The sequence below is a fragment of the Burkholderia cepacia genome, from assembly GCF_001718835.1.
In the GTDB taxonomy this organism is placed as follows: domain Bacteria; phylum Pseudomonadota; class Gammaproteobacteria; order Burkholderiales; family Burkholderiaceae; genus Burkholderia; species Burkholderia cepacia_F.
Genome location: NZ_CP013444.1, coordinates 3280697 through 3304233, shown reverse-complemented (window position 1 = coordinate 3304233; position 23537 = coordinate 3280697). Strand labels below are relative to the sequence as shown.

22 protein-coding genes are annotated in these 23537 nt (G+C 68.0%); 15 read left to right on the top strand and 7 right to left on the bottom strand.

Annotation, left to right across the window (positions count from 1 at the left end):
* The first annotated feature begins 89 nt into the window (after positions 1–89).
* The 4 genes from WT26_RS34480 to WT26_RS34465 all read left to right on the top strand — a co-directional run bounded on the left by WT26_RS34480 (position 90) and on the right by WT26_RS34465 (position 4269).
* The gene (locus WT26_RS34480) at positions 90–890 is read left to right on the top strand and encodes a 2-amino-3,7-dideoxy-D-threo-hept-6-ulosonate synthase (RefSeq protein WP_021164281.1); all 801 of its coding nucleotides are present in this window, start codon (positions 90–92) and stop codon (positions 888–890) included.
* 52 nt (positions 891–942) lie between these two features.
* A complete protein-coding gene (locus WT26_RS34475; RefSeq protein WP_069275045.1) occupies positions 943–2028 on the top strand; it encodes a 3-dehydroquinate synthase II in 1086 nt (361 codons plus the stop codon).
* 33 nt (positions 2029–2061) lie between these two features.
* Positions 2062–3162, top strand: a complete 1101-nt coding sequence (locus WT26_RS34470) for a 3-dehydroquinate synthase II family protein (RefSeq protein ID WP_069275044.1) — start codon at positions 2062–2064, stop codon at positions 3160–3162.
* Positions 3163–3246: 84 nt separating this feature from the next.
* Positions 3247–4269: a methyltransferase gene (locus tag WT26_RS34465; RefSeq protein ID WP_069275043.1), complete on the top strand. Its 1023-nt coding sequence runs from the start codon at positions 3247–3249 to the stop codon at positions 4267–4269.
* A 103-nt stretch (positions 4270–4372) separates the two neighbouring features.
* On the opposite strand, the gene WT26_RS34460 is transcribed toward WT26_RS34465, so the two are convergent.
* Entirely contained in the window at positions 4373–5080 is a 708-nt protein-coding gene (locus WT26_RS34460; protein WP_069275042.1) for a FadR/GntR family transcriptional regulator, read from the bottom strand.
* Positions 5081–5473: 393 nt separating this feature from the next.
* On the opposite strand from WT26_RS34460, the gene WT26_RS38755 reads away from it, so the two are divergent.
* From WT26_RS38755 to WT26_RS38770, 3 genes are read left to right on the top strand one after another with little or no spacing between them, the layout of a single operon-like run.
* On the top strand, positions 5474–6274 hold the full coding sequence (locus WT26_RS38755; RefSeq protein WP_231130504.1) for a TonB-dependent siderophore receptor: 801 nt from the start codon (positions 5474–5476) through the stop codon (positions 6272–6274).
* Positions 6196–7305 (top strand): TonB-dependent receptor domain-containing protein, encoded by a 1110-nt coding sequence (locus WT26_RS34455; RefSeq protein ID WP_250637562.1) that lies wholly within the window; start codon positions 6196–6198, stop codon positions 7303–7305. The genes WT26_RS38755 and WT26_RS34455 overlap by 79 nt, the downstream gene beginning before the upstream one ends.
* Positions 7302–7709, top strand: a complete 408-nt coding sequence (locus WT26_RS38770; RefSeq protein WP_250637559.1) for a TonB-dependent receptor domain-containing protein — start codon at positions 7302–7304, stop codon at positions 7707–7709. Before WT26_RS34455 ends, WT26_RS38770 begins: the two co-directional genes overlap by 4 nt.
* Positions 7710–7845: 136 nt before the next feature.
* On the opposite strand, the gene hpnH is transcribed toward WT26_RS38770, so the two are convergent.
* Both hpnH and ispH read right to left on the bottom strand, forming a co-directional pair.
* Positions 7846–9006 (bottom strand): adenosyl-hopene transferase HpnH, encoded by a 1161-nt coding sequence (gene hpnH / locus WT26_RS34450; protein WP_021158681.1) that lies wholly within the window; start codon positions 9004–9006, stop codon positions 7846–7848.
* Positions 9007–9018: 12 nt separating this feature from the next.
* Complete coding sequence (gene ispH, locus WT26_RS34445) at positions 9019–9960, bottom strand: 4-hydroxy-3-methylbut-2-enyl diphosphate reductase (protein WP_021158682.1); 942 nt, start codon at positions 9958–9960, stop codon at positions 9019–9021.
* A gap of 434 nt (positions 9961–10394) precedes the next feature.
* Between ispH and WT26_RS34440 the strand changes: the two genes are divergently transcribed.
* Positions 10395–11582: a glycosyltransferase gene (locus tag WT26_RS34440; RefSeq protein WP_069275041.1), complete on the top strand. Its 1188-nt coding sequence runs from the start codon at positions 10395–10397 to the stop codon at positions 11580–11582.
* A gap of 94 nt (positions 11583–11676) precedes the next feature.
* On the opposite strand, the gene WT26_RS34435 is transcribed toward WT26_RS34440, so the two are convergent.
* Together WT26_RS34435 and hpnA are read right to left on the bottom strand one after the other, a co-directional pair.
* Positions 11677–13107: a phage tail protein gene (locus WT26_RS34435; RefSeq protein WP_069275040.1), complete on the bottom strand. Its 1431-nt coding sequence runs from the start codon at positions 13105–13107 to the stop codon at positions 11677–11679.
* 108 nt (positions 13108–13215) lie between these two features.
* A complete protein-coding gene (gene hpnA, locus WT26_RS34430) occupies positions 13216–14223 on the bottom strand; it encodes a hopanoid-associated sugar epimerase (protein WP_011353724.1) in 1008 nt (335 codons plus the stop codon).
* Positions 14224–14387: 164 nt separating this feature from the next.
* Between hpnA and WT26_RS34425 the strand changes: the two genes are divergently transcribed.
* The 3 genes from WT26_RS34425 to WT26_RS34415 all read left to right on the top strand — a co-directional run bounded on the left by WT26_RS34425 (position 14388) and on the right by WT26_RS34415 (position 16943).
* Positions 14388–14684: an acylphosphatase gene (locus tag WT26_RS34425; protein WP_059523336.1), complete on the top strand. Its 297-nt coding sequence runs from the start codon at positions 14388–14390 to the stop codon at positions 14682–14684.
* Positions 14685–14700: 16 nt separating this feature from the next.
* Positions 14701–15597 carry an EamA family transporter RarD gene (gene rarD, locus WT26_RS34420; RefSeq protein WP_069275039.1) on the top strand — a complete coding sequence of 299 codons (897 nt, stop codon included), beginning with the start codon at positions 14701–14703 and terminating at the stop codon, positions 15595–15597.
* A 239-nt stretch (positions 15598–15836) separates the two neighbouring features.
* Positions 15837–16943 (top strand): OpgC domain-containing protein, encoded by a 1107-nt coding sequence (locus tag WT26_RS34415; RefSeq protein WP_069275038.1) that lies wholly within the window; start codon positions 15837–15839, stop codon positions 16941–16943.
* Positions 16944–16955: 12 nt separating this feature from the next.
* On the opposite strand, the gene WT26_RS34410 is transcribed toward WT26_RS34415, so the two are convergent.
* Together WT26_RS34410 and WT26_RS34405 are read right to left on the bottom strand one after the other, a co-directional pair.
* Positions 16956–17159, bottom strand: coding sequence for a hypothetical protein (locus WT26_RS34410; RefSeq protein ID WP_042584799.1), 204 nt, complete (start codon positions 17157–17159; stop codon positions 16956–16958).
* Positions 17160–17272: 113 nt separating this feature from the next.
* Positions 17273–18796 (bottom strand): peptide MFS transporter, encoded by a 1524-nt coding sequence (locus WT26_RS34405; RefSeq protein WP_069275037.1) that lies wholly within the window; start codon positions 18794–18796, stop codon positions 17273–17275.
* Between the two features lie 501 nt (positions 18797–19297).
* On the opposite strand from WT26_RS34405, the gene WT26_RS34400 reads away from it, so the two are divergent.
* The 4 genes from WT26_RS34400 (at position 19298) to WT26_RS34385 (ending at position 23537) form a co-directional block, all read left to right on the top strand.
* Positions 19298–19879 carry a cupin domain-containing protein gene (locus tag WT26_RS34400; protein WP_021162455.1) on the top strand — a complete coding sequence of 194 codons (582 nt, stop codon included), beginning with the start codon at positions 19298–19300 and terminating at the stop codon, positions 19877–19879.
* Positions 19880–20057: 178 nt separating this feature from the next.
* A complete protein-coding gene (locus tag WT26_RS34395; protein ID WP_069275036.1) occupies positions 20058–21671 on the top strand; it encodes a peptide ABC transporter substrate-binding protein in 1614 nt (537 codons plus the stop codon).
* Between the two features lie 11 nt (positions 21672–21682).
* Entirely contained in the window at positions 21683–22621 is a 939-nt protein-coding gene (locus WT26_RS34390) for an ABC transporter permease subunit (RefSeq protein WP_059523190.1), read from the top strand.
* 13 nt (positions 22622–22634) lie between these two features.
* Positions 22635–23537, top strand: a complete 903-nt coding sequence (locus WT26_RS34385) for an ABC transporter permease (protein ID WP_059523191.1) — start codon at positions 22635–22637, stop codon at positions 23535–23537.

Below are 23537 nucleotides of genomic sequence, written 5' to 3'. Positions count from 1 at the left end.
GTCGCTCCAGTTCCGCCCGCAAGCGGGCACCCCGGAGGCAGGCTGAAGTCGAACGGGCCGGCCTTTCCATTTCTGGCGAGGAATCACGGATGAACGCTCTTCTATCGGTTTCTGGCAAGGCGCTCAGGATGCGGCGGGTGGTGCGTGCCGCGTCGGGCAAGTGTCTGATGGTGCCGCTCGATCATTCGCTCGCGGACGGGCCGATCGCCCATCCGCAGCAGTTGCGGCAACTGGTCGGCGACATCGCCGCGCACGGCGGCGACGCGATCGTCGTGCATCGGGGCCGCGCGCGCTTCCTGGCGCCCGACGTGCTGAGCGATCTCGCGCTCGTCGTGCACCTGAACGGCTGCACGCGCTACGCGGAGGACGCGAACGCGAAGACGCTGTTCGCGAGCGTCGAGGACGCGCTGGCGAGCGGCGCGGACGCGGTCAGCGTGCACGTGAATCTCGGCTCGAAGACGGAATCCCAGCAGCTGCTCGACCTGAGCCGCATCGCGACCGAATGCGCGCGCTGGTCGCTGCCGCTGCTCGCGATGATCTATCCGCGCGGCCCGGGCCTCGGCGATCGTCCGCAGGCCGAACTGATCGCCCATGCGGCGAACGTCGCGGCGGATCTCGGCGCCGACATCGTCAAGCTGCCGTACAGCGGCGACGCCGCGAGCATGGCCGACATCATCGCCGGCTCGTCGCTGCCGGTGCTGGTCGCGGGCGGCGCGAAGCTGCCCGAAGACGAGTTCGTCGCGTTCACGTCGCGGGTGATGAACGCGGGCGCGCTCGGCATCGCGGCCGGCCGCAACGTGTTCGCCGCGCCGAAGGCCGCCCCGCTGATCCGCCGCCTGTCGGACGCGGTGCACGGCGTCGAGCGGCGCGCCGCACACCTGGCCGCCTGATCCGGTGCGCCGGGCCGTCGTGCCCGGTCTTTTTCGACCATCGAGGGTTTCCATGCATCGCTATCCGTGGATCGACCTGCGCGCGCTCGGCGCGCAGGCAGGCGCCGTCGCGGCCGACGCGGCGAGGGCCGGCGCGCGCCGCGTCGTGATCGACGAGTCGGCCGTGCCGGCCGGCGTGAGCAACGCGCCCGCGCAGGCGGTGGTGTCGCGCGCCGGCGCCGCGATGCTGGTCGGCGACGCGAGCGCGCCGCTCGCAGGCCGCCGCGTGCGGATCGATGAGGCGCCCGATTTCGACGCGGCGCGCGACGCGATCCGGCGTCACGCGTTCGTCGTGATCGACTACGCGCTCGCGACCACGATGCCGCTCGAGCGCCTGCTCGCCGACGTCGGCGAGCTCGCGTGCCGCATCGTCGTGTCGCTGGCCGATCCGCACGGCGCCGTGTATCTCGCCCGCAAGTACGCGCTGGCGCCGATCGGCATCGCGTTCGCGCCGCGCGACGCAAGCGAGCTGCGCGATGTGCTGGCCGCGTGCGGCGAAGCCGGTTCGCACGAGCCGCTGAAATTGCAATCATTCGAAGTGTTGAGCGTCGAGCCGCTCGGAACCGGCCCGCACGCGATCGTCGACGGCTGTTCGCAGCTCGACGGCGAAGAGTGCGTGCTGGCCGGCGCGAGCGCGACCAGCATGCTGCTCGTCAAGGCCGCCGACCGGCCGCACGACGACGCGCAGCCGCTCGCGTTCTCGATCAGCGCGGGCTCGATCGACTCGTTCGTGTTCTGCGGCGGTGCGCGCACGCGCAAGCTCGCGCTGCTGCGTTCGGGCGAGCGGATCCTGACCGCCGGTGCGGCTGGTGCGTTGCGCACTGTCGTTGTCGGCCGCGTGCGGATCGAATCCGCGCCGCTCGTCGCGCTGCATACGCGCAGCGCATCCGGCTCGGGCGTGCGGCTCGTGATGCGCGCCGATCGTCCGCCCCTGCTCACGACCGACGACGGCGCGCGCGTCGGTCTGTCCGATCTCGCGCCCGGCTGCCGGCTGGCCGGCTACGAGCCGGGCATCGGCTGGATCGACTGCCGGATGCGGCCGCCCGCGTCGCGGATGGTCGTGGCTGTCCATCGTCAAGTTGCTTCACCCCGTCACTAACCCGGTTGTATTTCCACTCGCAGGAGATTGGCCTTGAAGAAGCTTTCCTGGATTGACCTGCGCAACATCGGCGAGCTCGCGGACGAGATCACCGAGGAAGCGCTGCATGTCGGCGTGTCCGCATTCGTCGTGAAGGATGCGCAGCAGGCCGGGCGGCTGCCGCCGAGCGCGTGCAAGGTCGCGGTCGTCGATCGGCCGCCCGTCGACACCGAATTGCTCGAGCAGGTGCAGATCGTCCTCGTGAAGGATGGGCTGCCGGTCGATTTCGCGGTGCCGGACGGCGTCGAGCTCGGCGTGTTCATCGAAGTGACGGGCGAGGCGACGCTCACGCGCGCATGCGAGCTGTCGGTGTCCACGCCGTGGCTGCTCGTCGAATTCCTGCAGGACCCGAGCAAGATCCCGCTCGAGATCCTGCTGGCGGCCGCCGATCGCGCGGCGGGCGAGCTGATCACCGTCGTCGCCGACCTGGAGGATGCCGAAGTAACGCTGAACGTGCTGCAGCGCGGCCCCGAAGGCGTGCTGCTCACGCCGACGCAGGTCGGGCAGGCCACGCAGCTCGTGTCGATCTGCAGCGACACGGTCGAGGATCTGCAGCTCGAGGAAATCGAGATCGTCGGGCTCACGCACCTGGGGCCGGGCGAACGCGTGTGCGTCGACACCTGCTCGCGCTTCGAGCAGGACGAGGGCATCCTCGTGGGCTCGTATTCGACCGGCATGATCCTGATCAGCAGCGAGACGCACCCGCTGCCGTACATGCCGACGCGTCCGTTCCGCGTGAACGCGGCCGCGCTCCATTCGTACGTCGTCGCGCCGGACAACCGCACCCGCTACCTCGCCGAGCTCGAATCGGGCGCGGAGATCCTCGCCGTCAACGTGCAGGGCAAGGCACGCCGCGTCGTGGTCGGGCGCGCGAAGGTCGAGACGCGGCCGCTGCTGCTGATCGAGGCGAAGAATGCCGCGAATCGCGCGATCAACATCATTGCGCAGGACGACTGGCACGTGCGCGTGCTCGGGCCGAAAGGCAGCGTGCACAACATCACGGAGCTCAAGCGCGGCGACCGCATCCTCGGCTATACGCTCGATGCGCAGCGCCACGTCGGCTACCCGATCCGGGAATTCCTGCACGAACAATAACCGTCGTCGATTGCCACGACGATCGCGCGGCGCGCCACGCCGCGGGCGCGCCCGCGCGATCGGCCAACGCACAGGAGGGCATTCATGGAACAGGCAGCAAAGGTTGTACTGGACACGCTGTTCGGGCGGTGGCGCAGCCGGATCCTGTATGCGGGCACGCGGCTCGGCGTGTTCGATGCGGTCACGACGGACGCGCCGGTTTCGTCGGCCGCGCTCGCCGCGACGCTGAAGGTCGACGAGCCGCTGCTTTACCGGTTGCTGCGCGCGCTCGCCGCGCTCGGCCTGCTCGACGAGGACACGCGGCGCGGCTTCCGGGCCACCGCGTCGGGCGCGCTGCTGCACACGGACGCCGCGAGTACGTTGCGCGATTTCGTGTTGCTGCAGGAAGGCCCCGAGCATTACGCGATCTGGGCGCACCTGCCCGACATTGTGCGCGAGGGGCAGCAGAACGGCTTCGTCCGCGAGTTCGGCGCGATGGCGTTCGACTATGCGAAGGATCACGAACGTTACCGCACCGATTTCAAGCGCGCGATGTCGAGCTTCTCGACCGTGCAGTCGGAACAGGTCGTCGATGCGCTGCGCGACGTCACGTTCGCGCCGGGCACGCACGCGTGCGACATCGGCGGCGGCCAGGGGCACATGCTGTGCAGCCTGCTCGCGCAGTTCCCGTCGCTCGCGGGCATCGTGTTCGACCTGCCGGAGGTGATCGACGGCGACGACGAATCGTGGGCCGGGCGGATGGGCGTCGGCGCGCGCTGCCGGCAGGTCGGCGGCAACATGTTCGACGCGGTGCCGGCGGCCGACGTCTACCTGCTGAAGCTGATCCTGCACGACTGGAACGACGACGAGTGCGTGGCGATCCTCCGGCGGGCACGCGAAAGCGCCCGCGACGTCGCGCGCGTGTTCGTGATCGAGCGGGTCGTGCCGGCGCCGGGCGTCGCGCATTTCTCGAAGCTCTACGACATTCACATGATGTGCTGGGGCAGCGGACGCGAGCGCACGCGGGACGAATACGACGCGCTGCTCGCCGCCGCCGGCTGGCGGCCGGTCGGAATCCGGCATGCGTCGGACGGGCAGATCGACGTGATCGAGGCCGTCGCCGCGTAGGCTTGGTTTCCGCCACGGTCTCCGCTACGGTTTCCGCTATCGACGGGCCCGCGAACGCGCGTGACCGGCCGCCGTGCCGGCCGCCGCGTGAGCGGGCCCGGCGTCAGCGGCCGAGCGGATCGCGCGTCTCGAGCCAGGTCATCTGCGGCTTGAGGATCGCGAGCGTCGCGCGCACGGCCTTGTTCTCGTCGCGCTGTTCGATCGCGTCGAGCACCGCCTGGTGCGAGCGCATGTCCGGCTCGGGAATCTCGGCCTCGTCGAGTTCGACGAGGATGTCTTCCACGTTCGCGAGAATCGAGCCCGAGAAATAGCGATACAGCGCCTCGAGCGCGTGATTATGCGAGGCGGCGGCCACGGCGATGTGAAACGCGCGGTCGCGCTCGACGAACTTCTTCACGTCGCGCGACGCTTCGCGCTCGCCGCGTGCCTTCAGCAGCTTGCGCAACGTCACGAGATCCTCGTCGGTGCGCCGGCGCGCCGCGTAGCGCGCGCATTCCGTTTCGAGCATGCATTGCAGTTCGAGATGGTCGCTGCGCGCGGCGCGATCGACGTTGCGCATCGTTTCGGCCGGGTCGACGTTGCGGCGCACATAGGTGCCGTCGCCCTGGCGCACTTCGAGCACGCCGGAATACGCGAGCGTGCGAACCGCCTCGCGCACCGTGTTGCGCCCGACTTCGAGCTGCTTCGCGAGATCGAGCTCGGTCGGAATGCGCTGGCCGACGCGCCAGATGCCGGAGGTGATATTGGATTTGAGGATCTCGATCGCCGAATCGACGAGCGAGTGTCGGGTGGCCGGGGGCAGGCTTGACATTAAGTGTGTCGCTTGAAACTTGAGGGTGTCGCTATCCTATCATCCGATCATTCATTTGGTCGTTCAGGATAACGATATTCAAACGTGACAAATTGTTAATCCTGCATGAATAGCTGCAATGCGGCAAATGTTGCGGGAATGGCGGGTTTTCCGCGGGAAAATCGGTGAATTCGCGTCACGCTCGTGACACGATGCCCGCCATTGGTGCGTCGCTCGGCGTGAGTGCGTTTCATGCATTCAACGATTGCACGCGGCGGCATTTATGTTCCGGTCGCCACAATGAATGATTCCCATTCACGAAATGGTTCGGGCCGCCGTTGTGCACGCGGCCTTCTACGGGCGCGCTGCCCTTCTGTTTCGCACTGCTCATCGCTGGTTTCCGGATAGTTCGACATGGTTCAACGATATGTCGGCCGCCGCGCGCGGCCAGGATTCACGTTGCCGCGTGCGGCGCTCAGGCGGATGCCGGGCTGGGTGGCGGCGTTCGCGTACGCCGCGTCCGCGCCGGCCGCCGCGTTCGCACAGAATGCGGCCGATGCTGCCGACCCGCAGGTGCTCAAGCCGATCGTCGTCGACGGGCGGCGCGAGACGGGCGTCGGCCCCGTGCGAGGCATCGCGGCCGACGTGTCGCGCACGGGCACCAAGACCGACACGGCGATCGTCGAGGTGCCGCAGGGGCTGTCGGTCGTCACGCGCGAACAGATGGACCGGCAGGACGTGCACAGCGTCGGCGACAGCCTGCGCTACACGCCGGGCACGTACGCGGACTCGCGCCCCGGCGGCGTGCTCGAGAGCGTGTTCCTGCGCGGCTTCGGCGGCTTCGCGGCGGCGGCGATCAATCCGCAGATGCTCGACGGCCTGCCGTTGCCGAAAGGCGTGAACTGGGCCGCGAGCGTCGTCGATCCGTGGACGCTCGAACGCATCGACGTATTGCGCGGCCCGGCGTCGGTGCTGTACGGGCAGGCGAGCCCCGGCGGCATCGTCGACATGGTCAGCAAGCGGCCGACGCGCGACGCGCAGCACCTGCTCGCCGTGCAGACCGGCAACCGCGATCGCGGGCAGCTTGCGTTCGATTTCAGCGGGCCCGCGACGCAGGACGGCCGTGGCGCTACCGGATCGACGGCCTCGCGCGCCGCGCGGACGAGCAGACCGACTATTCGCGGCAGCAACGGATCGTCGTCGCGCCGTCGCTGACGTGGCAGCCGAACGCCGATACGAGTTTCACGCTGCTGGGTTCGTTCCAGCGCGATCCGCACAACAACTTCGCGGGCTGGCTGCCGGCCCTCGGCACGCTGCGGCCGAGCCCCACCGGGCAGATTCCGACGCACTTCTTTGCCGGGCTGCCGGATTTCGACACGTACGACCGCACGCAGGCGATGATCGGCTACGCGTTCGAGCATCGTTTCGACTCGACGTGGAAAGTCCGGCAGAACGTGCGTTATACGCATCTCGACGTCGACTTCGCGGGCGCGGCCGTCAATTTCGTCGCGCCCTACCTGGCGCCGGGCGTGCTGAACCGTTCGCTGTCATGGTCGCGCGAGCACGTGAACCATCTCGCGCTCGACAACCAGGCGGAGATGCGCGTGATGACGGGGCCGGTCGAGCATACGGTGCTGGCCGGGCTGTCTTACGAGCATGCGGTCGCGACGATGAGCGCGTCCGGCTTCGGCGCGGCGCCGCCGCTCGATACGCGCCATCCGGACTACGGGCAGCCGTTCGCGGCGCCGCCGACCGGGCAGCAGACGCGCCAGACACCCGACCGGATCGGCGTCTACCTGCAGGACCAGGTGCGCTGGGATCGCTGGGTCTTCACGCTCGGCGGGCGCGAGGAATGGTCGCGCACGACGACCGACGACCGGCTGCACGGGAGCTCGGTGCGGCAGAGCACGCGTGCGTTCACCGGGCGCGCGGGCGCCGTTTATCTGTTCGACAGCGGCTTCGCGCCGTACCTGAGCTATTCGACGTCGTTCGAGCCGGCGCTCGGCACGCGCTTCGACGGCCAGCCGTTTACGCCGACGAAGGCGAAGCAGTTCGAGGTCGGGCTGCGCTACCAGTCGCCGGACCAGCAGCGGATGGCGTCGATCGCCGCGTTCGACATTCGCCAGCGCAATGTGCTGACCGCCGATCCCGAGCATCCGTTCTTCAACGTGCAGACGGGCGAGGTGCGCTCGCGCGGGATCGAGCTGGAAGGGCGTTCGCGCGTCTCGGCAATCGCGTCGACGTGATCGCGGCGTACACGTATCTCGACACGACCGTGCGCGCCGATTCGAATCCGGCTTTCGTCGGCAAGCGCGTGGCGGCGGTGCCGCGCCATCTCGCGTCGCTGTGGCTGAACTATGACGTCGCGCGCCCGGGCTGGCGCGGGCTGAGTGTCGGCGGCGGCGTGCGCTACGTCGGGCGCAGCGCGGGCGACAACGTCAATACGTTCGACGTGCCGGCCGTCGTGCTCTTCGATCTCGGGCTGTCGTACGACCTGGGTGTCGAGCGGTCGGCGTGGAAGGGGTGGCGCGTCGCGGCGCACGTGAACAACCTGTTCGACCGGACTTATGTGTCGTCGTGTTTTTCGGCGGGAGGGTGTTTCTATGGCACGCGGCTGAGCGTGACGGGCGACGTCAGCTACCGGTGGTGACGGCGGCCGCCTGATTGCCTGACCGCTGCTCGCTACCCGACGAAAAGACAAAAGGGTGTGACGGAATCGCTCCGTCACACCCTTTTTTGTACTGCCGATGCGTGCGGCGATCGCCGCCGCACGCATCGCAAGTGGCTTAAGCCGCCGCTGCCGGCTTCGCCGGCTTCTGCAGCTTGCCCTTGCCGGCGCGCTGGATTTCCTCGAGCTTGATCTCGACGTGGCGCGAGAACACGTACTCGGCCGGACGCTGCTTGTCGATCGGAATGTCCGGTGCGAACGGGCCGTCGGTCTTGATGCCCTTGCGGCTCACGGCGAACGCCTTCAGCGGATGCGCCATCGTGTCCATCACGGCGGTCGCCTCGAAGCCGCAGTGGACCATGCAGTCCGCGCACTTCTCGTAGTTGCCGACGCCGTAGTTGTCCCAGTTCGTGTCTTCCATCAGTTCCTTGAAGGTCTTCACGTAACCTTCGCCGACCAGGTAGCACGGCTTCTGCCAGCCGAACACCGTACGCGCCGGGTTGCCCCACGGCGTGCACTTGTACGTCTGGTTGCCGGCCAGGAAGTCGAGGAACAGCGACGACTGGCTGAACGACCAGCGCTTGCCGCCTTCGCCGCGCTTCAGGATCTCGCGGAACAGGTTCTTCGTCTTGTCGCGGTTCAGGAAGTGCTGCTGATCCGGTGCGCGCTCGTACGCGTAGCCCGGCGACACGGTGATGCCGTCGACGCCGATCGGCTTGAGCGTATCGAAGAACTTCGCGACGCGCTCGGGGATCGCATCGTTGAACAGCGTGCAGTTGATGTTCACGCGGAAGCCGCGGCGCTTCGCTTCCTTGATCGCCGCGACGGCCTTGTCGTACACGCCTTCCTGCGACACCGAGTGATCGTGCATCTGCGCGTCGCCGTCGAGGTGGACCGACCAGACGAAGTACGGGCTCGGCTGGTAGTCGTCCATCTTCTTTTCCATCAGCAGCGCGTTCGTGCAGAGGTAGACGAACTTCTTGCGCTTCATGATGCCGCGGACGATTTCCGGCATTTCCTTGTGCAGCAGCGGCTCGCCGCCGGCGATCGACACGATCGGTGCGCCGCACTCGTCGACCGCTTCCAGGCATTCCTGGACGGACAGGCGCTGGTTCAGGATGGGATCCGGGTAATCGATCTTGCCGCAGCCGTTGCAAGCGAGGTTGCAGCGGAACAGCGGCTCGAGCATCAGCGCGAGCGGATAGCGTTTGTTGCCGGACAGGTGTTGGCGCGTGATGTACGCGCCGACGCGGACTTGCTGGAGCAGCGGAATAGACAAGAGATGTCCTCCTTAAACTTCGCGGGCGACAGCTTGCGTGAGCTTCGCCGGCAGCTTGAATTCGACTTTTTCCTCACGGCCCGCCATCGTCGTGACGTCGACGGGCCCCAGCGCGCGCAACGCGCCGATTACATCTTCGACCATTTCCTCGGGCGCGGACGCCCCGGCGGTCAGGCCGACGGTCGTCGCATTCGCGAACCATTCGGCCTTGACTTCCGAACCGTCGGCGACGAGGTAGCTCGGCACACCGCTTTCGGTGCCGATCTCGCGCAGGCGGTTCGAGTTCGAGCTGTTCGTCGCGCCGACCACGAGCAGCACGTCGACCTGTTCGCTCAGTTCGCGCACCGCTGCCTGTCGATTCTGCGTGGCATAGCAGATGTCGCGCGTGTCCGGGCCGACGATGTCGGTGAACCGGCGCTGCAGCGCTTCGATGATGCCGCGCGTATCGTCGACCGACAGCGTGGTCTGCGTGATGTACGCGACCGGCGTGTCGACGGGCAGCGTCAGCGTATCGACTTCCGCTTCGCTTTGCACGAGGATCACCTCGGCCGGAATCTGGCCGATCGTACCCTCGACTTCCGGGTGGCCCGCGTGGCCGATCAGGATCAGCCGGCGGCCCGCCGCGACGTACTGGCGGCCCTGCACGTGCACTTTCGTGACGAGCGGGCAGGTGGCGTCGAGCACGTCGAGCCCGCGCGTTTGCGCATCGCGCTCGACCGTCTGGGCGACACCGTGCGCGCTGAAGATCGCGACAGCGCCGTGGGGCACCTCGTCGAGTTCCTCAACGAATCGCGCCCCTTTATCACGCAGGTTTTCGACGACATGCCGGTTATGCACGATCTCATGACGCACATAGACCGGCGCACCGTGCTGTTGCAGCGCGCGATCGACGATCTCGATCGCACGGACAACCCCCGCACAAAAGCCGCGGGGCTGGGCAAGGATGACTCGCATATGTGAGCGAACTCCGACGACAGACGCCGGGGTTCGAGGAGCTGGCACCGCTCGCTCGCCCCGGCTTGAAGTTATGAAGGCAGGAACGAACCGGCCAGGCCAGGCCCCGGAACCCCGAATTAATCGCGCATTTTAACTCTATCGGGCCGTCCTTGCTTTGGTGCTGTTTCGAACGTGTTGCAATCGCGTTGCAGGCGTGGGACGGACGCGTCGGCGCCCGCCGGCGCGGAACCCAGTAAACTATGCGGTTTCGCAGGCTTCCTTTCGGTTGCCTGACGTCGAGCACATTTCAAGGCCCCCTCGATGACCGTCGATTCCTACGAATATTGCCCTGCGGCGCCGCAGGCCGCACGCGCCGCTTTCGGCGTTTCAAATCCGACCCTGATTGCAGTGCCCGGCTCCGCCGCGGGCTGCGCCCGCCGGGAGGCGTGCCGATGATGCTGGTTCTCGCTTTCCTGGTGTCCGGGCTGTCGCTGATCATCTGGATCGTGCTGCTCGTCGCGCGCGGCGGCTTCTGGCGCGCGGTGCCCGCGCGGCCGCTGCCGCCCGAGGCGCGCGGCGCCGCGGCCGAGGCCGGCTGGCCGGCCGTCGTCGCGGTCGTGCCGGCGCGCAACGAGGCCGACGTGATCGCCCGGGCGGCGACTTCGCTGCTCGAGCAGGATTACCCGGGCGAATTTCATCTGATCATCGTCGACGACCACAGCGACGACGGCACCGCCGACGCGGCCCGCGCGGCCGCGCTCGCCATCAACCGCGCCGACCGGCTGACGGTGCTGGCCGCGAAGCCGCTGCCGGCCGGCTGGTCGGGCAAGGTGTGGGCGCAGTCGCAGGGGATCGCCGCGGTGCGGACGCTCGGCCTGCCGGCCGACTACCTGCTGCTGACGGATGCCGACATCGGCCATCCGCCGGACGCCGTCGCGCAGCTCGTCACGCGCGCGCAGGCCGAGAACCGCGATCTCGTGTCGCTGATGGTACGGCTGCGCTGCGATTCGTTCTGGGAAAAGGCGCTGATCCCGGCGTTCGTGTTCTTCTTCGCGAAGCTCTACCCGTTCTCGTGGATCAACAACCCGCGCAACCGGACGGCCGGCGCCGCGGGCGGCTGCATGCTGGTGAAGCGCACGGCGCTCGAGGAAGCGGGCGGCATCGAGTCGATCCGCGGCGCGCTGATCGACGACTGCAGCCTTGCCGCGCAGATCAAGCACCGCGGCAGCGGCCGCCATCCGATCCGGCTCGACCTGGCCGACCGCAGCGTGTCGCTGCGCCCGTACGACAGCTGGCGCGACATCTGGAACATGATCGCGCGCACCGCGTTCACGCAGCTGCACTATTCGCCGCTGCTGCTGGCCGGCACGCTGCTCGGGATGACGATCATCTATCTCGTGCCGCCCGCCGCGGCGCTCGCGTACGGCGCGCGCGCGTGGCCGGCGTGGCTCGCGTGGGCGTCGATGTGCGCCGCGTATGCGCCGATGCTGCGCTACTACCGGCGCTCGCCGCTGTGGGCGCCCGCGCTGCCGCTCGTCGCGCTGTTCTACGTCGGCGCGACGTTCGCGTCCGCGTGGCGGTACTGGCGCGGCAAGGGCGGCCAGTGGAAGGCGCGCGTGCAGGCGCCGGTGGATCGCTGAGCGCCTCGGCCCGCGCGGCGCGGCGGGCCCGATGTGAAAAAGGGCGGCGCAAGGCCGCCCTTCGATGGCCATCCCGCGGATGGCCGCCCCATGCTTACCGCTGGGTCAGCATCATGTACATCTGGATCACGACGTCCGGCGAGAACGTGAACGGCACCCAGCCGTAGCCCGTGTGACGGGCGACCAGCAGGCGGTCGCCGTTCGACTGCTTCTGCACGGCCATCATCGGGTTCTTCGTCGTCACGAAGCGCCAGCCGGCCGGGATGCCGGGCGGCGGCTCCGGCTGCATCGACGCGCGCGCATGCGCGAGTTCCTCGATCAACTGGCCCAGTTGCTCCGGATGCAGCGTGATCGATTCGCCGTTGATGGTCAGCGTGATCTCGTTCTGCGACGGGCGGGCGACATGCAGCGTCGGTTTGTCCGCTGCGGCGGCGGGCGCTTCGGAGGTCGCCGGTGCCGACGCGGATTCCGGTTCCCCGGCGGTTTCGGCTTCGGTTGCCGCGGGCGCGGGTGCATGGGTGTCGGTGGCCGCCGGCGCGGCTGCGGCTTCCGGCGCGTCCGCGCGTTCAACGGCTTCCGCAGTTTCGGCGGTTTCCACGGCTTCCACGGTTTCCGCCGACGCGGCCCCGTTGACGACGGCCTCGACCAGCGCCTCGGCGTCGGCGATGGCCTTTTCATGACGCTGAGCGGCGGCTTCGGCTTCCGCGAGCGCCAACGCGTGGCGTTGCGTGACGGCCTCGGCCTGCGCGGTGGCATCGGCGTGGCGTTGCGCGGCCGCTTCGGCCTGCGCGATCGCTTCGGTATGGCGTTGCGTGACGGCCTCGGCCTGCGCGGTGGCATCGGCGTGGCGTTGTGCGGCAGCTTCGGCCTCGGCGATGGCTTCGGCGTGGCGCTGCGCGACGGCTTCGGCCTGCGCGGCCGCGTCGGCCTGGCGTTGCGCGGCGGCTTGTGCGTCCGCGATCGCATTCGCGTGGCGCTGCGAAGCGGCTTCCGCCTCGGCGATCGCAACCGCGTGACGTTGCGCAGCGGCCTCGGCTTCCGCAGCGGCGGCCGCATGGCGCTGCGCGGCCGCTTCGGCTTCGGTGGCTGCTGCGTCGTGACGCTGCGCGGCGGCCTCGGCTTCGGCGATCGCGGCCGCGTGGCGCTGCGACGCCGCTTCGGCATCCGCGTGACGCTGCGCGAGTGCTTCGGTCAGCGCGGTGGCTTCCGCATGGCGTTGCACGGCGGCTTCGGCTTGCGCGGTGGCATCGGTATGGCGCTGGGCGGCGGCTTGCGCTTCGGCGCTCGCCGCGGTGTGGCGCTGCAGCGCGGCTTCGGCCTCGGCGGCCGCTTGGGCATGGCGCTGCGCGGCAGCTTGCGCGTCGGCCTCGGCCGCGGCATGACGCTGGGCGGCCGCGTCGGCTTCCGCCGCGGCCGCGCGCGCGAAGGCTTCCGCGCTGCGAGCCGCCTGTTGCGCGGCGTGGTGATCGTGGAGGAGCTGATCGACGCCCATGGTGAGCGAAGCGATCTGATCGTTCAGGTTCATGCGTGTCTTCTCTGCGTAAGACCCGCGATTTTAACCGCTGCGCCGGCGCCGGGCCGCGCGGGACGTGTAACAAAGTGCGCAAAGCGGCGTGAAGTACGCCGCTTTGTGTTACTTCAGGTAGCCCGCGGAGCCGAACCAGTCGAGCGCATCGCGCAGCCCTTCGCGGTACGGGCGCGCACGGTAGCCGAGCTCGCGCTCGGCCTTCGCGGACGTGAAATACATCTTGTTCTTCGACATCCGCAGCCCGTCCACGGTGACGAACGGCTCCTTCTTCGTGAACTTCGCCACCGCTTCCGCGCCGACTGCGAGCGGATAGAGCGGCCAGCGCGGCAGCGCGATCGTCGGCGCCTTGCGGCCCGTCATCTGCGCGATGTCGGCGAGCATCTGCTGCAGCGGCAGGTTCTCGCCGCCGAGGATGTAGCGCTCGCCGATCCGCCCGCGCTCGAGCGCGAGGAAGTGGCCGTGCGCGACGTCGTCGACATGCACGAGGTTCAGCCCCGTGTCGACGAACGCCGGAATCTTGCCGAGCGCGGCCTCGACGATGATGCGGCCGGTCGGCGTCGGTTTCACGTCGCGCGGGCCGATCGGCGTCGACGGATTGACGATCACGGCCGGCAGCCCTTCGTCGGCGATCATTCGCTCGACCGCGCGTTCCGCAAGCACCTTGCTGCGCTTGTAGACGCCGATCGCCTGTTCCGCCGTGAGCGGCCGGTTTTCGTCGGACGGATCGCCGGCACTCGTCACCTTCAGCGTCGCGACGCTGCTCGTGTAGACGATCCGCTCGACGCCTTCCGCGCGTGCCGCGCGCATCGTCGCGACCGCCCCCTCGAGGTTCGCGCGCTCGATCTCGTCGGGATCGGGCGCCCACAGCCGGTAGTCGGCCGCGACATGCAGCAGGTAGCGCACGCCGCGCAGCGCGGCGCGCATCGACGCCTCGTCGCGCATGTCGCCGGTGACGATCTCGGCGTCGAGATCCGCCACGTTCGTGCGCGGGCTGGTCGGGCGCACGAGCACGCGCACCGCATAGCCTTTCTGCTGCGCGATGCGCGCGACGGCCGAGCCGACGAAACCGGACGCACCGGTGACGAGAACGAGATCGCGGGAGGTATCAGTCATGCGTTTCCTTCAGGGCCGCGCGCGGGCGGCGCGGCGGTTGAGCGTCGGCGAGATTGTACGTGGTCGGCGCGCGCGGCGACGCAAGGCCGCGACGGGTGCGGGCATGTGCGAAGCGGCCGACGCGACTACAATGCCGGGCTTGAATGCAACGGGAGGGCGACGCGATGAGCCGCAATGAACTGGACGAACGGATCGAGACCTACTACGTGCGGGTGCGCGGCGTCGTGCAGGGCGTCGGCTTCCGGCATGCGACGGTGCGCGAGGCGCACGCGCTGAAGCTGCGCGGCTGGGTCGCGAATCTCGAGGACGGCACCGTCGAAGCGATGATCCAGGGCCCCGGCGCGCAGATCGACCGGATGCTCGCGTGGCTGCGTCACGGGCCGCCGGCCGCGCGCGTGACCGAGGTGACGTTCGAGGAACGCCAGACCGAGAAGCGCTTCGAGCGCTTCCAGCAGCAGTAAGGGGCACCGAACGATCATGACGGGGTATCCGGAGGCCGGGCGCGGCCTCATGCTGTCGGTGATGGCATCGACGCTGTTCGCGCTGATGTCCGCCTACGCGAAACTGCTCGCGCCGCTCACGGGGCTCGACATCTTCGCGTGGCGCGTGTTGTGGACCGCACCGGGCGCGCTCGCGCTGATCGCGCTGCGCGGCCGCTGGCCGGCGCTCGTCGACCTCCTTCGGCGCAGCGTGCGCGACTGGCGCCTGCTGATCGCGGTGCCCGTGAGCGCCGCGCTGCTCGGCGTGCAGTTGTGGCTGTTCCTGTGGGCGCCGCTGCACGGGCGCATGCTCGAAGTGTCGCTCGGCTATTTCCTGTTGCCGCTGACGATGGTGCTCGTCGGCCGCTTCTACTATCACGAACGGCTCGATCCGCTGCAATGGGCGGCGGTCGCGTGCGCCGCGCTCGGCGTCGCGCACGAAGTGTGGGCGACGCGCGCGTTCGCATGGCCGACGCTCGTCGTCGCGCTCGGTTATCCGCCTTATTTCGTGCTGCGCCGGCGGATCAACGCCGATTCGCTCGCCGCGTTCGCGGTCGAGATCGCGCTGCTGTGCCCGGTCGCGTTCACGATGGTCGCGACGAGCGCGACGCAGGTGGCCGGCCATCCCGTGCTGTGGGCCGCGCTGTTGCCGGGGCTCGGCGTGCTCAGCACGCTCGCGCTCGCGAGCTACCTGAAGGCCAGCCGGATGCTGCCGATGGCCCTGTTCGGAATTCTCGGCTACGTCGAGCCCGTGCTGCTCGTCGCGGTGTCGCTGCTGCTGCTCGGCGAAACGCTGAGCGTCGCGAAGCTCGCGACGTACGGGCCGATCTGGGTCGCCGTTGCGCTGACCGCGTGGCACAGCGCCATGCTGATGCGGCGCCTGCCCGCTCGCTGACCGTGGCGTGACTGCTGCGGCGTCGACCCGCGAGGCAATCGCACGCTGTCGTCAGACTGACCGCCAACTGACCACCCGCTGACGTTGCGCTGACCGCGCCGCCCGCTTCTACTGCGCCGCCTGCCGCGTATCTCGCGCGTGTAATCGAACAGAAGATTCGGTTGCACTTTGTTACTTAGGGTATCCCCCGATCGGCCATTAGACTGGCCTGACGTCATTCCTTCGTATGCCGCTTTCCGATGAACGGTCCACCGCGTATCGCCGCCGGCCGCCTGATCGAAGTCGATTTCTTCCGCGGCATCGTGCTGCTGATGATCGTCGTCGATCACATCGGCGCGAGCGTGCTGTCGCGCGTCACGCTGCACGCGTTCGCGCTGTGCGACGCGGCCGAGGTCTTCGTCTTTCTCGGCGGCTTCGCGACCGCGAGCGCCTATGGCGCGATCGCCGAACGGCATGGTGCGCGCGCCGCGCAACGGCGGTTCGTGCGCCGCGCGATGCAGATCTACCGCGCGTTTCTCGCGACCTCGACGCTGATGCTCGTCGTGTCGGCCGTGCTCGACCACTACGGGATCGATGCGCCGAACCTCGCGCTCGACGACGTCAGCGTGATGCTCGCGTCGCCGCTCACGGGCCTTGCCGAACTGCTGACGTTCCAGCGCCAGCCCTATCTCGCGTCGGTGCTGCCGATGTACGTGCTGTTCGCGCTCGCGTCGCCGGTGCTCGTGCCGTTCGCGCGCCGGCATCCGTGGCTGCTCGCCGCCGCGAGCGTGTCGTCGTGGATCGCGGCGGGCTGGCTCGGCCCCGAGCTGCTGGATACCGACGGATTCCGCTGGAGTTTCAATCCGTTCGCGTGGCAACTGATGTTCGTCGCCGGCGTGCTCGCGCGCTGCCAGCCGTTCTACCGGCGCATCGCGCTCGGCCGCTGGGGGGCCGCGGCGACCGGGCTGGCCTGCGCGGTCGTGCTCGGCTGCGCGAGCTACAAGCTGTTCTCGGGGCTGCCGCTGCCGGAGGGGATGATGAAGCGCGACCTGGCGTTCGCGCGCGTCGTGAGCTTCGCGGCCGTCGCGTGGCTGATGGCCGATTGCGTGCGCTTCGGCTGGATCGCGCGGATCGCGCAGGGCGTGCGGCCGGTCGTGGCCGTGGGCCAGCGCGGGCTGATCTGCTTCGTCGCGGGCGCGGCGATCTCGCTGACGCTCGATTCGCTGCTGCATCCGGCGGCGCACGGCGCGCGCCTGCCGCATGTGATCGGCGTCGGACTGGCCGCGGATGCGTGCGCGCTGGGCCTGATGATGGCGCTTGCGAGTTCGGGGACGTGGCTGGCGCGGCGGCGCGGGGCGGCCGCGTAACCGGCGCGTGCGCTAGTGAGGTGAGCCGATACGGGAGCGGGGTGTGGGCGGTGCGTCGTCGGTGTCCGCTTCGCCGCGATCGTCGTCGGCGTCGTTGCGTTCCGCGAGTACCGCGTCGGCTTCGGCGGCCGCCTTCGCGGCGCGCAGCGCGGTGCAGCGTTGCGCGCGCCGGATATCCGACAGCATCCTCAAGAGCCGCGTCGTCTTGCTTTTCATGACTTTCTCCTGCCTGTCGCGCGTCTCGTCGGAAGCGCTCCCTGCAACCAGTGTAGGACGGGCGCGGGGAATCGGCAGGAGAATGTGGCGCGCACGCAGCACGCCAAGGGATTTCACTGAGCCGCGACGGCCGCCGTTGCCGACGTGGCCTCTTCGCGGCGCTCTTCCGCACAACGCTGGTGCTGGCGCGACAGGCGGTTCATCAGCGGCAGCAGCAGCAGCGCGAGCAGCATGCCGATCGCGGCGAGCCAGCCGAGCTTCTCGAACAGCGACAGGTAGAGCGGCAGCGATTCGGTGGCCGGCAGTTCGTGCGACGGCATCTGCGCGAAGTTCGCGACGACGCTGCCCAGATACTGCGACACGCCCGTCGCGACGAAGTACGCACCCATCATGAAGCCGCTCATGCGCGCCGGCACGTAGCGGGCGATCATCGCGAGGCCGAGGCCGCTCACCAGCAGTTCGCCGAGCGAGTAAAGGCCGTAGCCCCACACCATGAACCACGACGACACGCGGCCGTCCACGGCAAAGCGGCCGCTGATCGTGAACACCAGGTAGCCCGCGGCCACTGCGCCGAAACCGAGCGCGTACTTCGCGGCGACCGGCAGGTCACGGCCGCCCTTCGCGACGGCGTTGTAGACCCACACGAGCACCGGGCTCAGCAGCATGATCCAGATCGGGTTCAGCGCCTGGAACTGCGCGGCGCTCCAGGTGAACAGCGTCGTGCCGAACAGCATGAAGCGCGGATCGACGTTGCGCAGCGCGAACAGCGTCAGCGACGTCGACATCTGCACGTAGAAGATGAAGAACAGGATCACCTGGCCGATCAGCACGAGCGCCGCGATCAGGCCGGCGCGCTCCGAGCGCTCCGACTTCGCGATCATGTACGCGAAGATCGCGAGGATCGCGAACGCCGCCGTCCACACGCTGGCGACGGCCAGCTGCTTGTGCTGCAGCACGTACAGCGTGACCAGCGCGAGCCCGACACCGCCCAGGGCGACCGCGCCGAGGCGCTTCCAGCGGATCGGCTGGTCGTCGGGTAGCGAGCCGACGTGCGCGAGCGTGCGATGCATCAGCATGAAGTTGAGGATCGCGAGCAGCATGCCGCCGCAGCAGACCGCGAACGCGGTGTGCCAGCCCCAGTGATCCTTGATCCACGGCGTCGCGAGCATCGACACCGTCGAGCCGATGTTGACCGCCATGTAGTAGATCGTGAACGCGCTGTCGATGCGCGCGTCGTCGCCTTCATAGATGCGACGCACGAGGTTCGCGGCGTTGGCCTTGAACAGGCCGTTGCCGACGACGATCACGCCGAGCGACGCGTACATGTACGTCAGCTGGTCGTTCGGTACCGACAGCATCAGGTAGCCGGCACACAGCACGGATGCGCCGATGATCATCGTGCGACGGGCGCCGAGCACCTTGTCGCCGATCCAGCCGCCGATCGACGGCGCGGCATAGACGAGTGCGGTAAACGCACCCCAGGTCAGGTTCGCGTGGCTGTCGGTGAAGCCGAGCCGGTCGACCATGAAGAGGACCAGGAGCGCGGCCATGCCGTAGTAGCCGAAGCGCTCCCACATTTCGATGAGGAAGACCGTCGTGAACGATCGGGTTTGTGAAACAGGTGAAGGTGAATGCATGTCAATCTCGGTTCAAGCGGGCGGCGCGGATCGCGCGCTGCCAAGGGTCGATCTGGTGCCTGCGCGTATCGGCCGGGTAGGCGGCGCGAAGGCGGCGGCAAAATCGGGCGGACTGGCCCCCGTCGGGGTCAGTCGCCTCCCGTGACAGGTGGCGCGAGGCTTCGGCCGGCGCGCGACTGGTAAGGTTGACAGGTGCGCCGCGTCAGGTCCGCGCCACACCGGGAAATCCCTGACGTGTCAGGAGTTTTCAGGACAATTCGTCTCGTCATGTCTTTGTAAGTTTGCGTCAAGGGCCTCGGCAATATCCCGGAGAGCCGCTTGCAGCTTGCCTGTGAAGCCGGCGAGTCTGGCAAGATAGCGCGTTTTGCGGCCTGGGCCGAACGGTGTTTAGCGCACCGCGAGCAACGCTCGAGACGCACGTAAACCCGAAGACTAAGCTATATCGTTCTAACTTAGTTATTTTCCATCAAACATTTTTTGACGATCACTTTTCGGCCTGCTATGGTTCCCCCCACTGAAAACTCGCGGTCCGCAGACGCTGCCGCCGCTCTGGGCAGCAAGATTCGCGCGTTGCGCCAACGACTCAAGCGCACGCTCGACGACACCGCTACCGCCGCGGGGATTTCGAAGCCGTTTCTGTCTCAAGTCGAACGCGGGCTCGCGTCGCCGTCGCTGACATCGTTGGCCGGTATCGCGCACGCGCTCGGTGTGACGGTGCAGTACTTCGTGGATACGCCGAGCGAGGAACGCTCGGTCTGCCGAGGCGAGCAGCTGCGCTTCTTCGGGTTTGCCGATTCGGCGAACCTGTTCGCGAGGCTGACGAACGTGTCCGAAGGACGCCAGCTGGAGGCGATCCTCGTGCGGATGCCGCCGGGGCAGAAGCGGTCGGAGGTGACGACACATGCAGGAGAGGAGTTCCTGTATGTGATTGAAGGGGAAGTGTCGCTGACGCTGGAAGGCAAGACGTTCGTCCTGCAGGCCGGCGACAGCTCGCACTATCAGTCGACGGTCCCGCACAGCTGGGTCAACACCGCGAAGATCGAGTCGGTGGTGGTCTGGGTCGGTACGCCGAGGCTGTTCTAACGCACAGGTATTCCTTCGTTTCGAAGACGGAATGCCTGTCGAAAGAAACGTAAGGAATACTAAAATGCAATACGAGAATCACGGGCCTCCTCAATCGCTGCACACGGCAGCGTCCTACGTGTAACCCGCGACGTCCCGCCGCGACACACGCACCGAAAACCCACCAAGTACTGACACGATGAAATCCTTGCATGCCATGTCGGCCGTGCTGGCCGCGCTCGCCCTGACGCCTGTCGCCCACGCCGTTTCCGTTCCGTCGAACGTCGCGCTCGCTCCTCAACAGGACCTGACGCGCCAGGTGCCCGCCGAAGTCGAGTCGCTCGACCCGGCGCACATCGAATCGTGGACCGGCAACACGATCGGCCTCGACCTGTTCGAAGGGCTGGCGCGCATCGACGCAGCCGGCCAGGTCGTGCCGGGTGTCGCGCTGTCGTGGGAGCGCAAGACGCCGACGACGTGGATCTTCAAGCTTCGCCACGACGCGAAGTGGAGCAACGGCCAGCCGGTGACGGCCGCCGATTTCGTCTATGCATGGCAGCGCCTCGTCGATCCGAAGACGGGCTCGAAGTACACGATCCTCGTCGAGTTCGTGAAGAACTCGAAGGACATCATCGCGGGCAAGGCCGCGCCGTCGACGCTCGGCGTGCACGCCGTCGACCCGTACACGCTGGAAGTGACGACCGACGTGCCGGTCGCGTTCTTCCCCGAGCTCACCGCGATGGTGCCGCTCGCGCCGGTGAACAAGGACACGGTGACGAAGCTCGGCGACGCATGGACGCGCCCGGGCAACATCGTCAGCAACGGCGCCTACCAGCTCGTCGACTGGCAGCCGAACAACCGCATCGTGATCTCGAAGGATGCGAAATACTGGAATGCGCCGAAGGTCGTGATCAACAAGGTCACGTACCTGCCGATCGAGAGCGACGAGACGGCGATGCGCATGTACCAGGCCGGCCAGATCGACTACAGCTATTCGATCCCGTCGGGGATCTTCCAGCAGGTCAGCAAGCAGTTCGGCGGCGAACTGCGCCAGGGCCTGCAGCTCGCGACGTACTACTACTACCTGAACAACAGCGATCCGGTACTGAAGGACAAGCGCGTGCGCCAGGCGCTGTCGATGGTGCTCGATCGCGACGTGCTGACCCAGAAGCTCACGCAGGCCGGCGAGAAGCCGATGTACGGCCTGATGCCGAACGGCACGAAGGGCGTGCAGCCGTTCACGCCGGACTGGGCGTCGTGGCCGATGGCCAAGCGTGTCTCGGCCGCGAAGGACCTGCTGAAGCAGGCCGGCTATTCGGATGCGAAGCCGCTGTCGTTCACGCTGACCTACAACACCAACGACCTGCACAAGAAGGTCGCGCTGTTCGCGGCGTCCGAATGGCGCACCAAGCTCGGCATCAACACGAAGCTCGAGAACGTCGAGTTCAAGGTGCTGATGAAGCAGCGTCATGACGGCAAGGTGCAGATCGCGCGCGACGGCTGGTTCGCGGACTACAACGACGCGATGACGTTCTTCGACCTGCTGCGTTGCGGCAGCGCGCAGAACACCGTCGGCTACTGCAACAAGCAGGCCGATGCGCTCGTCGACGAAGGCAACCAGAAGCTCGACGACAAGGCGCGTGCCGCGCTGCTCACGCAGGCACACGATCTTCTCGCACTGGCCGACACGCCGATGGTGCCGCTGTTCCAGTACTCGGCCGACCGTCTCGTGAAGCCGTACGTCGGTGGCTACTCGCTGAAGAACGTGATCGACATGCGTGCTTCGCAGGACATGTACCTGATCAAGCACTGAGCGGAGCGATCATGCTGGCCTACGCATTGAGGCGTACGTTGTGGGCGGTGCCGACGATCCTCGCGGTCGTCACCGTCTGCTACCTGCTGCTGCACCTGACGCCCGGTGGCCCGTTCGATACGGAGAAGCAGCTGTCCGCGGCGACGCTCGCGAACCTGAACGCGAAGTATCACCTCGACCAGCCGCTGTGGAAGCAGTACCTGATGTACCTGGACGCGCTGCTGCACGGCGATCTCGGTCCGTCGTTCCGTTACGTCGACTGGTCGGTGAACGACCTCGTGCGCAAGGCGCTGCCGGTGAGTCTCGGCGTGGGCGGCCTGTCGATCCCGATCTCGATCGGGCTCGGCGTGCTGCTCGGCACCGTCGCGGCCGTGCGCCGCGACAGCTTCATCGACCGCATCGTGATGCTGATCGGCAACGTCGGCAACGTCGTGCCGCCGTTCGTGCTCGGCCCCGTGCTCGTGTGGGTCTTCGCGATCCTGCTGAAGACGTCGGCCGGCAACGGCTGGCTCCCGGCGGGCGGCTGGGGCGACGGCGGCTGGCAGTACCGGCTGCTGCCGATCGTGCTGCTGACCTTCATCAACATGTCGCTGCTCGCGCGCGTGATGCGCGGCTCGATGATCGAGACGCTGTCGAGCAACTACATCCGCACCGCGCGCGCGAAGGGCCTGCCGGGCTCGACGATCGTGCTGCGCCACGCGCTGAAGCCCGCGCTGATGCCGGTCGTGTCGCTGGTCGGCACGGTCTGCATCTCGTCGATCACCGCGGCCGTCGTCACCGAATCGGTGTTCGCGCTGCCGGGCCTCGGCCAGCTCGTCGTGAACGGTGCGATCAACCGCGACTACACGCTCGTGCTCGGCCTCGTCGTGCTGACCACCGTCTGCGCCGTGCTGTTCAACCTGCTGGTCGACCTCGCGTACGCGTGGCTCGATCCGCGCATCCGTTATTGAGCGAGGCACCGCGATGACTCCGACTACTCCCGTCGTCGGCCTGCCCGTGCAGACCGACACGCCGCCGCGTTCGCGCTCGCCGCTCGCGCTCGCGATGGCGCGCTTCCTCCACAACCGTGCGGCCGTGTTCAGCCTCGTGCTGCTCGCGCTGATCACGCTCGCGTGTTTCGTCGGCCCGTGGCTGCTGACCGCCGACCCGGCCGCGAGCGACTGGGCCGCGATCAGCCTGCCGCCGACCTGGGCCAACCAGCACTGGTTCGGCACCGACGAACTCGGCCGCGACCTGCTCGTGCGCACGCTGATCGGCGGGCGCGTGTCGATCGAGGTCGGCGTGCTCGGCACGCTCGTGTCGGGCCTGTTCGGCGTCGCGTGGGGCGCGACCGCGGGCTTCGCGGGCGGCCGCACCGATGCCGTGATGATGCGCGTCGTCGACATGATGTACGCGATCCCGTACCTGTTGATCGCGATCCTGATGATGACCCTGTTCGGCCGCTCGTTCATGCTGGTCGTGCTGACCATCAGCGCGTTCTCGTGGATCGACATGGCGCGTGTCGTGCGCGGCCAGACGCTGTCGCTGCGCAGCCGCGAGTTCGTCGATGCGGCGCGCGCGATCGGCGTGTCGCCGGCGTCGATCGTGCTGCGTCACGTGGTGCCGAACCTGCTCGGCGTGGTCGTCGTGTACGCGACGGTCTCGGTGCCGGGCATCGTGCTGACCGAATCGGTGCTGTCGTTCCTCGGCCTCGGCGTGCAGGAACCGATGACGAGCTGGGGCGTGCTGATCCAGGACGGCGCGCAGAAACTGGAATCCATGCCGTGGCTGCTGCTGGCCCCGGCCGTCATGCTGTGCGTGACGCTCTACTGCGTGAACTTCGTCGGCGATGGCCTGCGTGACGCGCTCGACCCGAAGGATCGCTGA

Bases quoted from the DNA above. Each gene is read 5' to 3' on its own strand.
- WT26_RS38755 (WP_231130504.1), top strand. From the start codon at position 5,474: ATGGTTCAACGATATGTCGGCCGCCGCGCGCGGCCAGGATTCACGTTG.
- hpnA (WP_011353724.1), bottom strand. From the start codon at position 14,223: ATGACTGATACCTCCCGCGATCTCGTTCTCGTCACCGGTGCGTCCGGT.
- WT26_RS34400 (WP_021162455.1), top strand. From the start codon at position 19,298: ATGGTTCCCCCCACTGAAAACTCGCGGTCCGCAGACGCTGCCGCCGCT.
- WT26_RS34405 (WP_069275037.1), bottom strand. From the start codon at position 18,796: ATGCATTCACCTTCACCTGTTTCACAAACCCGATCGTTCACGACGGTC.
- WT26_RS34465 (WP_069275043.1), top strand. From the start codon at position 3,247: ATGGAACAGGCAGCAAAGGTTGTACTGGACACGCTGTTCGGGCGGTGG.
- WT26_RS34385 (WP_059523191.1), top strand. From the start codon at position 22,635: ATGACTCCGACTACTCCCGTCGTCGGCCTGCCCGTGCAGACCGACACG.
- WT26_RS34475 (WP_069275045.1), top strand. From the start codon at position 943: ATGCATCGCTATCCGTGGATCGACCTGCGCGCGCTCGGCGCGCAGGCA.
- WT26_RS34415 (WP_069275038.1), top strand. From the start codon at position 15,837: ATGAACGGTCCACCGCGTATCGCCGCCGGCCGCCTGATCGAAGTCGAT.
- WT26_RS34440 (WP_069275041.1), top strand. From the start codon at position 10,395: ATGATGCTGGTTCTCGCTTTCCTGGTGTCCGGGCTGTCGCTGATCATC.
- WT26_RS34390 (WP_059523190.1), top strand. From the start codon at position 21,683: ATGCTGGCCTACGCATTGAGGCGTACGTTGTGGGCGGTGCCGACGATC.
- WT26_RS34460 (WP_069275042.1), bottom strand. From the start codon at position 5,080: ATGTCAAGCCTGCCCCCGGCCACCCGACACTCGCTCGTCGATTCGGCG.
- WT26_RS34480 (WP_021164281.1), top strand. From the start codon at position 90: ATGAACGCTCTTCTATCGGTTTCTGGCAAGGCGCTCAGGATGCGGCGG.
- WT26_RS34395 (WP_069275036.1), top strand. From the start codon at position 20,058: ATGAAATCCTTGCATGCCATGTCGGCCGTGCTGGCCGCGCTCGCCCTG.
- WT26_RS34410 (WP_042584799.1), bottom strand. From the start codon at position 17,159: ATGAAAAGCAAGACGACGCGGCTCTTGAGGATGCTGTCGGATATCCGG.
- rarD (WP_069275039.1), top strand. From the start codon at position 14,701: ATGACGGGGTATCCGGAGGCCGGGCGCGGCCTCATGCTGTCGGTGATG.
- ispH (WP_021158682.1), bottom strand. From the start codon at position 9,960: ATGCGAGTCATCCTTGCCCAGCCCCGCGGCTTTTGTGCGGGGGTTGTC.
- WT26_RS34435 (WP_069275040.1), bottom strand. From the start codon at position 13,107: ATGAACCTGAACGATCAGATCGCTTCGCTCACCATGGGCGTCGATCAG.
- WT26_RS34425 (WP_059523336.1), top strand. From the start codon at position 14,388: ATGAGCCGCAATGAACTGGACGAACGGATCGAGACCTACTACGTGCGG.